14 protein-coding genes are annotated in these 12,690 nt (G+C 40.1%); 5 read left to right on the forward strand and 9 right to left on the reverse strand.

What is annotated here, in order from left to right; genetic code table 11:
* Positions 1 to 16 precede the first annotated feature (16 nt).
* From HMPREF8571_RS04945 to HMPREF8571_RS04965, 5 genes are all read right to left on the reverse strand, one after another.
* Entirely contained in the window at positions 17 to 1,093 is a 1,077-nt protein-coding gene (locus tag HMPREF8571_RS04945) for a DUF2974 domain-containing protein (RefSeq protein WP_001273849.1), read from the reverse strand.
* A 111-nt stretch (positions 1,094 to 1,204) separates the two neighbouring features.
* Positions 1,205 to 1,981, reverse strand: a complete 777-nt coding sequence (locus HMPREF8571_RS04950; RefSeq protein WP_000820273.1) for a hypothetical protein — start codon at positions 1,979 to 1,981, stop codon at positions 1,205 to 1,207.
* Positions 1,982 to 1,989: 8 nt separating this feature from the next.
* Positions 1,990 to 2,313, reverse strand: coding sequence for a hypothetical protein (locus HMPREF8571_RS04955; protein ID WP_025168434.1), 324 nt, complete (start codon positions 2,311 to 2,313; stop codon positions 1,990 to 1,992).
* A gap of 162 nt (positions 2,314 to 2,475) precedes the next feature.
* Positions 2,476 to 3,003, reverse strand: coding sequence for a flavin reductase (locus tag HMPREF8571_RS04960; RefSeq protein ID WP_025168435.1), 528 nt, complete (start codon positions 3,001 to 3,003; stop codon positions 2,476 to 2,478).
* 45 nt (positions 3,004 to 3,048) lie between these two features.
* On the reverse strand, positions 3,049 to 3,618 hold the full coding sequence (locus tag HMPREF8571_RS04965; RefSeq protein ID WP_033682675.1) for a TetR/AcrR family transcriptional regulator: 570 nt from the start codon (positions 3,616 to 3,618) through the stop codon (positions 3,049 to 3,051).
* Positions 3,619 to 3,939: 321 nt separating this feature from the next.
* Here HMPREF8571_RS04965 and HMPREF8571_RS04970 point away from each other — a divergent pair, with 321 nt between their 5' ends.
* Together HMPREF8571_RS04970 and HMPREF8571_RS04975 are read left to right on the forward strand one after the other, a co-directional pair.
* Positions 3,940 to 4,617: a response regulator transcription factor gene (locus HMPREF8571_RS04970; protein WP_000548981.1), complete on the forward strand. Its 678-nt coding sequence runs from the start codon at positions 3,940 to 3,942 to the stop codon at positions 4,615 to 4,617.
* A complete protein-coding gene (locus HMPREF8571_RS04975; RefSeq protein ID WP_000887985.1) occupies positions 4,610 to 5,584 on the forward strand; it encodes a sensor histidine kinase in 975 nt (324 codons plus the stop codon). Before HMPREF8571_RS04970 ends, HMPREF8571_RS04975 begins: the two co-directional genes overlap by 8 nt.
* 153 nt (positions 5,585 to 5,737) lie before the next feature.
* Here the strand turns inward: HMPREF8571_RS04975 and thrS are convergent, their stop codons facing one another.
* The 3 genes from thrS to HMPREF8571_RS04990 all read right to left on the reverse strand — a co-directional run bounded on the left by thrS (position 5,738) and on the right by HMPREF8571_RS04990 (position 8,950).
* Positions 5,738 to 7,681 (reverse strand): threonine--tRNA ligase, encoded by a 1,944-nt coding sequence (thrS, locus tag HMPREF8571_RS04980; RefSeq protein ID WP_000591032.1) that lies wholly within the window; start codon positions 7,679 to 7,681, stop codon positions 5,738 to 5,740.
* 10 nt (positions 7,682 to 7,691) lie between these two features.
* On the reverse strand, positions 7,692 to 8,318 hold the full coding sequence (locus HMPREF8571_RS04985) for a hypothetical protein (RefSeq protein ID WP_004239880.1): 627 nt from the start codon (positions 8,316 to 8,318) through the stop codon (positions 7,692 to 7,694).
* A gap of 257 nt (positions 8,319 to 8,575) precedes the next feature.
* Positions 8,576 to 8,950, reverse strand: coding sequence for a hypothetical protein (locus tag HMPREF8571_RS04990; protein ID WP_000760374.1), 375 nt, complete (start codon positions 8,948 to 8,950; stop codon positions 8,576 to 8,578).
* 208 nt (positions 8,951 to 9,158) lie between these two features.
* On the opposite strand from HMPREF8571_RS04990, the gene HMPREF8571_RS04995 reads away from it, so the two are divergent.
* The 3 genes from HMPREF8571_RS04995 to HMPREF8571_RS05005 all read left to right on the forward strand — a co-directional run bounded on the left by HMPREF8571_RS04995 (position 9,159) and on the right by HMPREF8571_RS05005 (position 11,696).
* Positions 9,159 to 10,010 carry a metallophosphoesterase family protein gene (locus tag HMPREF8571_RS04995; RefSeq protein WP_000161109.1) on the forward strand — a complete coding sequence of 284 codons (852 nt, stop codon included), beginning with the start codon at positions 9,159 to 9,161 and terminating at the stop codon, positions 10,008 to 10,010.
* Between the two features lie 160 nt (positions 10,011 to 10,170).
* On the forward strand, positions 10,171 to 11,112 hold the full coding sequence (locus HMPREF8571_RS05000) for a hypothetical protein (protein WP_000801522.1): 942 nt from the start codon (positions 10,171 to 10,173) through the stop codon (positions 11,110 to 11,112).
* A 146-nt stretch (positions 11,113 to 11,258) separates the two neighbouring features.
* Positions 11,259 to 11,696, forward strand: a complete 438-nt coding sequence (locus HMPREF8571_RS05005; RefSeq protein ID WP_001167396.1) for an Rrf2 family transcriptional regulator — start codon at positions 11,259 to 11,261, stop codon at positions 11,694 to 11,696.
* 138 nt (positions 11,697 to 11,834) lie between these two features.
* Here HMPREF8571_RS05005 and HMPREF8571_RS05010 read toward each other — a convergent pair whose 3' ends face one another.
* Positions 11,835 to 12,617 (reverse strand): DUF4037 domain-containing protein, encoded by a 783-nt coding sequence (locus tag HMPREF8571_RS05010; protein WP_000613945.1) that lies wholly within the window; start codon positions 12,615 to 12,617, stop codon positions 11,835 to 11,837.
* Between the last annotated feature and the right edge of the window lie 73 nt (positions 12,618 to 12,690).

Consider the following 12,690-nt stretch of genomic DNA (forward strand, 5'->3'; position numbering starts at 1 on the left):
TTAGTTGGTTTTTTGTCTATTCTCGATTTTTCCAAGCTTGGTAGCGGGTGTCGATCAAGAGTTGGGTTAGGCGCCCCATGGTTTCTCTTTCTTCGGGAGTGAGGGATTGGGCTTGGACAAAGAGATGGTGAATGTGTTCAATGACCTTGAAGGAAGAGAGGTCGTTGATAGAAGAGATGCCTGCATCGAGAATGATTCCAAAAAAGAGGTCAAAGTAGAGCTGCAGTTCAGTATCAGGGACCGTCTCAACCCATTCCTTAAAGGTTGTATCGACTTGCTGGCTGTCACTATTGGTCTCGTCTAGTTGGACAAAGTGTTTGTCTTCAACCTGCCAACTAAAGGTGTCGTGCTGAGCAAGGCCACCTAAGGCGGTGCTTCGAACGACGATTTTTTTATCCGGAATTTCCAGCGTCATCCCGATGATAGAACCTTGTGGGATAAACACTTTCGTTCTTTCCATCATGTTTTGATAGCCAGCTGTTTCGGTTAGTTCCTTGTGAAGTCCAGGCGCATCAAAAGTATAGACAGCGACAATGTTTTTTTGTAAAAGTGGATCGAGTTGACTAGCAGCATAGACAGCTAGATTGCCTCCTTTTGAATGCCCTGCTAGAATAACCTTTTGGTTAGGATGTTGGGAAAAAAAGTCCTCTAAATACTGGAGGGCATGTTTTTGAGCAGGGATTTCCTTCATATAGGTCATATGGAAATCTTCTTTCCAACCGATGATACTATCATCCGTCCCACGAAAAACAAGCAAATAAGTATCGAGACTGATACGATAAGTCATAGCCGCAAACTGTTTTTGCAATTCAGGATCAATATCATTGATAAAATTTGATAGCTTGCAATTTTTAAACCGTTTGTGTTGAGAGAGCTGATCCAACAACTGGAGACGGTTTTTATTGGTCAGCATAGTCGTTTCTCTAGGGATTTGAGGTGCTAGATCTATGAAACGCTTTGGTTCTTGGGTGATTACATCATCAAAAGGAAGATAGGTTAATTCGGTCAAGGCAAGAACATCTAACTCATTCACGGGGAGGTCATAAAAGGAATCGTATGCTACATCATTCAAGTAGTCAAAAATATTAGCCATAAAAGCTCCTTTCTCTATGTTTATCCTACCACATTTACATAGAATTGGCTAGTAGGCTTGTTTGAATGACCTAGTAGGGTTTAATTGAAATACATAGAAGATAGATTGCTCCTATTTCAAACCTCTAAACGAGCTTACTTGTATGTTTTTGCTATCAATCCCATTTTCCTTTAAAAACTTCTTCATCTCATTTACATCATCAGGCTGACCTGTGATGAGATAGCTGGCTTGATTGCCGTATTCATCAATAGCATGTTTTAAAAATGCTTGACTTTGAGAAAGTTCATCGCTAGTTTTATAAGTAAAATTCGATGTTTTTTGAGCCAGTTCCTTCATCTCATTATCGAAAATAGTAACTCCTTTGTCAAAATGGTTGAGAATAATCGGACATTTACCAGACCATTCTTTGATAAGGGGGCGTAGAGCAGAAATACCAACATCAGATGCAAAGAAAACTAGTGGCTGATTCGTATCTTTAACAGTCAAAGAGGAATCCAGCCAACTCATCTCAATCTCACTGCCAGCCGGTAAATGTGTCAAGGTGTTCTTAAAGTTGCTACCACTATTATGAGTCAAAATGAGAATCTCATCTTCATCAGGTGTGGAGGCAATAGTTAGCCATCGACTGGTTTGCTCTCCCTTAGCTTCGTTTTTATTAGTAGTAGAAGAAGTATCAAGGAGTGTAAACTTGGCATAAGCCCCTGCTTTCCATGTCATATTAGTAGGTTTCGTCAAATGTATTAAGTAAAGGTCCCCATTGAAATTTTCAATGGATTTTAAAGACAAAGCTTGACTACGTCCAAGATAGGTTATTACACCCCAAGAAATAAGGCATATAGCCACCAGAATAGATATAATAATTATCAACATTTTTTTACCTCTTTTCATTATTTTCCTCATTTCCAAAATTTAAAAGATAGCCAAGTAGCCAGTGCGATAACAGGAATAAAGCCAATCAGTTTGATAAGCAAATCAGTATTAGGTAGGCTGTAAATATAAATCATGGTAGTTAATGCCGCCAACCAAATACCCGCAATTTTTAAAATAACAGGTAAGCCGGGAATCATACATAACCCTATAGCCAGCAAAATCATACCTCCAGTCGCAAAGGACATAAAATCAGGGTTTGATAAATCAACCTGTTGTAGTGTAGCTCCCCAAATAATGATCAAAATACCAATAATGGCAAGAGAAATTCCTGTAATACCTAATCCATTCATTTTTTTAACTCCTTGTTTGTCCATGATAAAATCTCCTTTATTATATTATTGAATGAATAAAATATTAGTTCATTCATATATTTTCAAAAAATAAAAAAATCAATTCTTCTTATAAAAATTTTGTCCTTTCTATGTAAATAATATCAAATATAGCATATCCATTTAATCTATAATCTGTTCTATCTCACCTATAAGAATAAAATGAGGTTCCCAGCCACCATGTCCGTCAGTATAGATATCTGGATACAATTCATAGTAATCCCTTATTTCCTGTACAAAACTCTCCTTGTCAAACTGTTGCTTACAAAGCTTTTTACATAAAAAAGTCTGTTTTGCCTCTTTAAATCCCATTGTCTTACCTATAGGAATTGCCATAAGTCCGGCATTTTCTATTTTATTTTCATTTCTTCCTGAATGACTTCCAAGGTATGCAAGTGCCTTTTTATATTTTGGATCAAAAAAGCTTACAGTAAAGTATTCACTATCATCAATAAACTCAGCTGTATATCTTGACGGATGTATATATAGGGTTACAGTCGCCTTACTTTTTCCCGGTGCTCCCCAAATATTTCCAAGGCTACTCCATGACACGAGGCAGGCATTGAACTTTTCCCTGTTGCCTACCGTTATTGCCGCCCATTCACTGTCAAAAATGTCAAACGGTTTGTACTCTTTTTTTCTAAATTCCATGTTCATTCCTCTTTCTCCAATTCACCTATAATTAAATTATATTTGTTATTTAAGAATTCCTTTAATGAAGTAAGTTGCAAGTATTTCAACGGTCTTGCCAATATCTGGAAAATCTTTTTCCGTGATATGCATATCCATATAGTAAAACAGATTATAAACCTGTAAAATATCTTGAATCTTTTCTGGCGAGTACCCTTCAGCCTGCATACGATTTGTAAAAGTTTTAACTAGAAACTGATGAAATGGATTTGCGACTTTGCCTTCCTCCGAGGAATAGTAGCTGTGTAACTCATCTGCGATGGCAGGATTGTACCATTCTGCAAGGATTTTATTGGAAGAAACGAGAGTTCTGGACTGAGCAAAGAGTTGACCAATGAGGTCGGTCATATCAATTTCCCAATCCAGTTCTTCGATCATAGCTTGGCGAACACGGTTGTTTTCATCTATATAGATGTCTAGAAAAATGGCTTCTTTACTTTCGTAATAGTTATAAAAAGAACCAACTGCAACACCAGCTTGCCTAGCAATTTCTGAAATACCTGTTGCCTTGTAACCTTTTTTCGAAAAAACTTCATAGGCTGCTGTCTTTAAAGATTGTTTTTTGTCCAATATGATTTAACCTCCTTAGTTTTCATGAATGAATAACTTTATTCGTTCATTCATATTCTAACAAATCATGGCTAGCTTGTCAATAAGAAGGCTAGATCTATTAAATAAGTTAAAGAAACGCTAACTAAATGAGCACAAAAAGGAAAATATAGGATAAGGCTGGAACTATAATTAAAAATAAGGTATGATATCAGTGGGAATGTTCTCTATTTAGCATCTGTTTTCTGATCTGAATTTGGGAAAAGGCTGCTAAACAGTATGAGATACTGATCCGTAAATCTGATATGAAGGGTTTTGATACTTTGAGAAATAACAAAGGAGGAGCGCATGCACAAGATTTTACTAGTAGAAGATGACCAAGTTATTCGGCAACAAGTGGGGAAACTGCTCTCTGAGTGGGGTTTTGAGGTTGTTTTGGTAGAAGATTTTATGGAAGTATTGAGTCTTTTTGTTCAGTCAGAACCTCATTTGGTACTCATGGATATTGGTTTGCCACTCTTTAATGGTTATCACTGGTGCCAGGAGATTCGTAAAATTTCCAAGGTACCTATCATGTTTCTGTCTTCGAGAGACCAGGCTATGGATATCGTCATGGCAATCAATATGGGAGCGGATGACTTTGTAACTAAGCCTTTTGACCAGCAGGTTCTTTTGGCTAAGGTTCAGGGTTTGTTGCGCCGTTCCTATGAGTTTGGGCGGGATGAAAGTTTGCTAGAGTATGCAGGTGTGATCCTCAATACCAAGTCTATGGACCTGCACTATCAGGGAGAAGTCCTGAGTTTGACCAAGAATGAATTTCAAATTTTGCGAGTACTGTTTGAACATGCTGGCAATATCGTGGCGCGTGATGACTTGATGAGGGAACTCTGGAATAGCGACTTTTTCATTGATGATAACACCTTGTCTGTCAACGTTGCTCGCCTGCGCAAAAAGTTGGAGGAGCAAGGTTTAGCAGGGTTTATCGAAACCAAGAAAGGGATAGGATACGGACTGAAACATGCTTGATTGGAAATCATTTTTTCTAGCCTATCTGCGCTCTCGCAGTCGCGTTTTTACCTATATTTTTTCATTGGGCTTTCTCGTCCTTCTCTTTCAGTTTTTATTTGCTAGTCTAGGAACTTATTTTCTTTATTTCTTTCTGCTCAGTAGTTTTTTGACCTTCTTATTTTTGGCTTGGGATATATTTGCAGAAGCTCAGGTTTACCGGCAGGAAGTTCTCTATGCTGAGAGAAATCCCAAGTCTCCTTTGGAATGTGCGCTGGCAGAGAAACTCGAAGAGTGTGAGTCTGAATTGTATCAAAAGAAGTCGGAAGCGCAGAGCAAGCTGACGGATTTGCTTGATTACTACACCTTATGGGTTCATCAGATCAAGACGCCCATTGCAGCTAGTCGCCTTTTAGTAGCAGAAGTCTCTGATCGGGAGGTCAAGCAGCAACTGGAACAGGAAATTTTCAAGATTGACTCCTATACCAATCTGGTTTTGCAGTACTTACGTTTAGAGAGTTTTCACGATGACTTGGTCTTTGAACAGGTTCAAGTGGAGGACTTGGTCAAGGATATGGTTCGTAAGTACGCACTTTTCTTTATCCAGAAGGGACTAACAGTCAATCTACATGACCTCGACAAAACTATCGTGTCCGATAAGAAGTGGTTGTTGGTCGTCATTGAACAAATCCTCTCAAACAGTCTCAAGTACACCAAGGAAGGTGGGCTAGAGATTTATATGGAAGGTCAGGAGCTCTGTATCAAGGATACGGGGATTGGGATTAAAAACAGTGATGTGATCCGAGTCTTTGAACGTGGCTTTTCAGGCTACAATGGTCGTTTGACCCAGCAGTCATCTGGACTTGGACTTTATCTATCTAAGAAAATTTCTGAAGAACTGGGTCACCAGATTCGCATTGAGTCTGAGGTCGGAAAAGGAACGATAGTAAGGATTAAATTCGCTGAAGTGAAGCTCGTTATTGAGTAAACATAAATGAGAAAAAGCCTCCGAATGGAGGCTTTTATGCTAGGCTCTTATACTCAATGAAAATCAAAGAGCAAACTAGGAAACTAGCCGCAGGCTGTACTTGAGTACGGCAAGGCGACGTTGACGTGGTTTGAATTTGATTTTCGAAGAGTATTATTTCTCAACGCGTGATTTGTTGGCAATATCAGCAAGGATAGCTTGAACAAAATCATCAACTGAGACAGTTTGTGTTTCTTTTTGGCCGTAGCGACGAACGTTGACAGTTCCATCTTCCATTTCCTTGTCCCCAACGATCAATTGGTAAGGAATCTTGCTTGTTTGTGAAGCACGGATCTTGAACTGCATTTTTTCATTGCGTTCATCCACATCGGCACGGACACCACAGTCACGGAGTTTCTTAGCCACTTCCCATGCGTAGTCTACGTGTTTTTCGTTAGAAACGGGGATGAGAGTTACTTGATGTGGTGCAAGCCATGTTGGGAACGCACCTTTGTAGTTCTCAATCAAGATAGCTGTGAAGCGTTCCATGGTTGAAATAACACCACGGTGAATCATAACTGGACGGTGTTCTTCCCCGTCAGCTCCGATATATTTGAGGTCGAAACGTTCTGGAAGCAAGAAGTCAAGCTGGATAGTCGAAAGGGTTTCTTCTTTTCCGAGAGCAGTCTTAACTTGAATATCCAATTTTGGTCCGTAGAAGGCTGCCTCACCTTCAGCTTCAAAGTAGTCCACACCCATTTCATCAAGGGCTGCACGTAGCATGGTTTGGGCATTTTCCCACATCTCATCGTTGTCAAAGTACTTGTGAGTATCTTGAGGGTCACGAAGAGAGAGACGGAAGCGGTATTCAGTCAAGTTAAAGTCTTCATAAACATCGATAATCAACTGAAGGGCACGTTGGAATTCTTCTTGGATTTGTTCAGGAGTTACAAAGAGGTGACCGTCGTTGAGAGACATTTCACGCACACGTTGAAGACCAGTGAGGGCGCCAGATTTTTCGTAACGGTGCATCATCCCGATTTCAGCGATACGGATTGGTAACTCACGGTAAGAATGAACATGGTGTTTGAAAACTTGGATGTGGTGTGGGCAGTTCATTGGACGAAGGACAAACTCTTCACCGTCCCCCATGTCCATGGTTGGGAACATGTCCTCTTGGTAGTGATCCCAGTGACCAGAAGTCTTGTAAAGCTCAACAGAAGCAAGTGGTGGAGTGTAAACGTGTTGGTAGCCAGAAGCCAACTCTTTGTCGACAATGTAGCGCTCCAATTCACGACGGATCGTCGCACCGTTTGGCAACCAGAATGGCAAACCTTGACCAACTTCTTGAGAAATCATGAAGAGGTCCAGCTCTTTACCAAGTTTACGGTGGTCACGTTCCTTAGCTTCTTCACGCATTTGGAGGTAGTTTTTCAAGTCTTTCTTGTCAAACCAAGCTGTACCGTAGATCCGTTGCATCATCGCGTTGTCGCTATTTCCACGCCAGTAGGCACCAGCTACATGAAGAAGGTGGAAGATTTGGATGCGCCCTGTTGACGGAACGTGTGGGCCACGGCAAAGGTCCACGTATTCACCCTGACGGTAGATAGTCAAACCACCCTCGTCTTCTGAGTGTTCTTCGATCAATTCCAACTTGTAAGGGTCGTTCTTGAAGATTTCACGTGCCTCGTCTTTCGTCACTTCTTCACGGATTGATGGGAAGTTTTCTTTAACGATTTTTTTCATTTCTTCTTCGATACGAGGAAGATCTTCGTTGGAGATTTGACCAGCAGTATTGTCAGTATCGTAGTAGAAGCCATCTTCAATAGCTGGACCAACTCCCAAATGAATATCTGGGAAAAGGCGACGAGCTGCTTGGGCAAACAAGTGAGCAGCTGAGTGACGCAAGATCGGAAGGGCATCTTCGTGATCCGGTGTCACGATTTCGATGCTTCCATCTTCAGTGATAGCACGAGTCGTGTCAATGAGTTTGCCGTTGAATTTACCAGCCAAGGCTTTTTTAGCGAGGGAATTGCTGATAGATTGGGCAATTTCAAAAGTTGTAACGCCAGATTCGAATTCACGAACAGCGCCATCTGGGAAAGTAATCTTAATCATGGTTTTCTCCTTAAATATTTATTCTATTTTTGTTGGACAATTTTAAGAGCCGAGCAACTTCTTCCGCAGTCTGATTCTCTGATTGACTACCATCTGTTACGAGACTAGGATAGCCTAATAGCACCGCTTCCTTACGAACCATTTGAGCAAAAAGAATGTCTCGTTGCATCCAGTTTTCAAAAGCTTGCTCGGGGTTGGTTGTACCCTCTAAGACATAAGGAACCCATTCTCTCTGTATATAATGCTTTTTTTGAAAATCAGCTGTAGGAGTCAAGCATAGATAGGATGATGCTTGACATTCAAGCTCCTTTACCAAGTGAGGCAAAAGTCCTGCTCCCTCCACCAAGAGAGGTCTGTTTTGATTTTTTATCAAGTAAGATTTTACATAAGGAAAAATCTCTTCATAAAAGCGCCATTCTTCATCTGCCATCTCTTCTGGATTTCTCATCCAGATTTGTTCTGGATTTCTATCCTGCCTAAGAAGGCAAATTGGCTGTGAGTCTGCACTTGCTTGACTCATCATCTCTTCTACCAAATCATCCAGTTTGATATGAAGTAGTTGATACTGTCTAGCAAGAAGTGAGGCAATTGTTGACTTTCCACTACAAGGCGATCCGCCAATCATATAAAGCATCATTCTTCCTCCTTCTGACAAAATAAAAACGACATCCTAAAAGGACGTCGCAACGTGGTTCCACCTTCATTTATGTTCCTCAAAAAAGAGGGACACCTCTGATTGGCTTTAACGTAGCCACCGTTTTATGTTTGCATAAAAGTCAGTAGAGTAGTATCAGTTTAGGCTTTCTATGCGTTTCCAGCAACCACGCACTCTCTAGTAGAAAGGGACTAAGTGACTTGTCTCTATGCATTATTATAGCATGATTGCGAGAATTTTCAAGGTTTTTGTATAATTTTTTTGTTTTTCGCTCTCTGGAAGAGATGCTTGATCCCCACACCAGCAGCCAACCCAAGTAGGGCAAAGAGTTCATAGGCTAGGAAGTAAAGCAGGATGAATTCGCCAAAGGTGATGATGGTAAAGCAATAGAGCAGACCAATGCTGAGTAGCCACCAAAGTGAGAAATGGAAACGATAGCTATAAAGAAGGGATACGATAAAGGTTACCAGAGGTGAGAAGAGGATGATGTTATAAATGTACAGTCCCTTCAGTGTATATGGGTCAGAGATGAGTAGAGAGAGGAGCTCATAGAGGGGCCAGTAAAAGAAGAAAATGACAAGGTAGTATGGGATATACTTAAGATATTTTTTCATGGCAATAGTCCTCCAATCTGCAAAAATTGAGAGATATTTGAGAGATAGTGTAGACCACATAATCCTAAATGAAGGGGAAATCTCTACTTATATTATAGCACATCTTGGAAGCCTTTACAAGTTAATCCAGTGAGTAGTGATAGTGCTCTTTTTGAGTGTTTTCTGCTATAATACTAACAAAAGAAGTAAGTGGGATTAAGGAGAAAGAATGACCAAAATAGCAGTTCTTTCAGATATACATGGAAATACGACAGCCCTGGAAGCTGTTCTGGCTGATGCAAGAGCGGCAGAGGTAGACCAATACTGGCTTTTAGGGGATATTCTGATGCCTGGGACAGGACGTAGAAGGATATTAGATCTCTTAGCTAGCTTGCCTATTACTGCAAGAGTCCTGGGAAATTGGGAGAATAGTCTCTGGCTAGGCCTACATCGTAAGTTAGATCCTACAAAAGCGAGTCATCGTTATCTCCTGCGCCAAAGTCAGTACATTTTAGAAGAGATTAGCCCTAAAGAAATCGAAGACCTCCACAATCAACCCATGCAAGTTCATCGTCAGTTTGGTGATTTGACGGTAGGAATCACTCACCATCTCCCTGATAAAAACTGGGGAAGGGAGTTGATTCATACGGGAAAACAAGAAGATTTTGATAGATTGGTGACGGAGCCGCATGCTTCTATCGCAGTGTATGGCCATATTCACCAACAGTTTCTTCGTTACGGAAGTGACGGACAGTTGATTCTCAATCCAGGTTCGATTGGACAACCCTTTTTTTTAGATGCGAAGTTGCGTAAGGACCTACGGGCTCAGTATATGATTTTAGAGTTTGATGAAGCCGGTTTGTCTGATGTTGATTTTCGTCGAGTGGATTATGATGTAGAAGCTGAATTGCAGTTGGCTAAAGATTTGAAGCTCCCCTATTTCCAGGTCTACTATGAAAGTTTGGTAAATGGGATTCACCATACTCATAATCACGAATTGTTAGGTCAGATTAGTGAACAAGAAGGTTATGATCAGGATGTTGAACTCTGGATGGAAAGAGACAAGAAAGATTGGTTTTAAGAGGACTTCTAGCTAGAAATAAGATAGTCTAGGAACTGTTGTTTTCCGATAAGTCGAACTGGATACGAATTGACGGCTTCTCAAATTTATGTTAAAATAACGGAATGTAAATAATTTGAATCTCATACTAATTGATATTCAAAATAAGAGGAGACAGATAATGAAACCAGAAGAGTTACACGCCATTGCATCGGAGTTGGACTTGCAATTTGACGAAGATTCGCGTAGTATTTATGGCACGCAGTCAGGCTATTTACTTTTCCTGCAAGAAACTGATGTGAAAAATCAGTTTCGACTTTGTGTCAGTGTGAGTTTGAATGGCAATCCTGCGGATTCAGAAGAAAATGAATTGGTTTGGGATGAGTTTAAGAGTGAATCTCTTCCAAACTTGTCGACCTTGTCTATCAACCAGTACCTTGTTTCTTTTGTCGTAAAAGGTGCCATGCGCAAATCCAAAACAATCGAAAAGTTACAGACGCTCATAACAGACCTTGTAGAATTCCTTGAAACCCATCATTTCGTCCAAGTGTGTGCCTACAGTGGTCAAGAGGGGCCAGTTAGTCTTTATCAATTAGGAGAGTCGGTTTTCATTATCAATGAAGAAAGCTATCAATTTTTGAAGAGTAATCTTCAAATTGAAATGGATTCTTATCACAGTCAGAAGGAAAATGTTCTTCTTGGTACCATTGGAGCCTTACTTGGAGCCTTGATTGGTGGGGCGGTTGCTCTTTTCATAGCTCGTCTTGGTTATGTAGCTGTCGCAGCGGGGCTTGTTCTTGGAATTTGTACCATTAAAGGATATGAAATGTTTGCAAGAAAGTTATCACGAAAAGGGATTCTGATTTCTGTTGTTTTGATGGTAGTTACAGTCTTTTTAGTAAATCAAATCGATTTGGCAATGGAAGTCGTAGCTCAACTAGGGGTTGAGTTTGCCTATGCTTTCCGAGTGGTCAATGAACTAATTGCAAGCGGAGAATATCCAGATAATTATTTCTTTAATCTAGGGATGTTAGCTGTTTTTACCTTGGTTGGTGCGGGGATTTCTATCAGTTCAGTCTGGTCAAGTCACAAAACAAAGGGAACTGCTCGTAAAATTGGGTAAAAGATAAGCCTTTGTATTCTCTCAGTCATTGGACTTACTAGGGAATACAAGGCTTTTTCTGATTAAAAATAATATTGTGGTAATAATTGACATTACAACACAAAAGGGTATAATGGGTATCAGATAGGATGTGAAAGGAGAAGAAGATGCAAATTTCAAGTCGATTTACGATTGCGACTCATATGATGATTAGTATTGCAATGCAGGATACAGATAGTAAAGTAACCAGCGATTTTCTTGCGGCTAGTGTTGGGGTAAATCCAGTCATTATCCGTAAGACTTTATCGCAACTCAAAAAAGCAGGATTGATTTCAGTTGCTCGTGGAACGGGAGGAACTGAGATAATAAAAGACCTTCAGGATATCAGCTTGTTGGATGTCTACCAAGCTGTAGAGTGTTTAGGAAAATCTGGTAAGCTCTTTAGTTTCCATGACAATCCAAATCCTAATTGTCCAATTGGTGCTAATATCCATGCGGTCTTGGACCAAAAGTTGTTTGATGTTCAAGCAGCTATGGAGAACCAACTTCGTCAGACAAGTCTGGCTCAGGTTGTAGCTGAAACTCAGGATAAAATGATCAAGTAAGAGGGCTAGAGTCCTCTTTTTTCATTGCCGATTTTTTATGAAGTTGGGCAAGAAGAATTGCGTTCAAGTGTACTAGATGCTTTACAGTTAAGTAAAAAAATGTGAGCCTTGGTTTCAGGTTCACACTTCATTTTTTACTTATGGCAAAATGTCCTTTAGTTGTTTTAAGATAGTTTGTAAGGTTAGGACCGCTTGCTTTCCTTGCTGCGGTTGGTAGAGTAATAGGAAATAGTCGCGAATAGTTCCTTCAAATTGCTTAGGTAGGAGAGCGCAATTGGTCTTAGCATAGTCAATCATTCGTTTTTCACCAGGATGGGTTTGCTCATTGAGTGCAAACAACAAGTCAAAGTAGGAAGCAAAAAATTCACTTGAGCGGTGATTCATACTGAGAAAATCTTGGCGTTTGATAGCTTTTTCTATTTGGTGAGAGAAGGCAGGCATGGATTGTTCTAGTAAAAGGAGTTGCCTTTCAATGATATGCTTTTTGAGTTCCTGTGGGTAGGGAATCTGGTAGGCTTTTTGGAGAGAAGTATAGCGCCCATTCGGGTCGTATAGGATTTTACTGTGGAGTAGATTGTGCCACATACAGGTTGTATAAGCGTTTTGGGCTTGATGCTGAAAAACAGTTGAGTTTAGTTCTTGTTCAAACGACTCCAGCGAACGATAAATCAACTCGATTTGGATACCGTTGTTTAGTATACAGTCATCCTCTAATTCCCAAAACTGGTTTCCAATTTCCATATAGGAGCAGTACTTAGTCAAAATATTTTGTCGAATTGCCTCATCGATGGGAGAGTTGAGATAGATGTAGACATCATAATCAGAATTTTGATCATAGTCTTGTCCTGCACGTGAACCACCTAGAGCGATGGCTTCAACTTGTTTCAGTTGAGAGAATTCTTTGTAAAGTTCTTGGATCATTGTTTTTCTCCTTACGTTATGGTTTTAAAGTCATTTTACCAAAAAGTAAAACGTTTGCATAGCATAGAGTTGC

This window comes from Streptococcus mitis ATCC 6249 (genome assembly GCF_000146585.1).
GTDB classification, from domain to species: domain Bacteria; phylum Bacillota; class Bacilli; order Lactobacillales; family Streptococcaceae; genus Streptococcus; species Streptococcus mitis_AZ.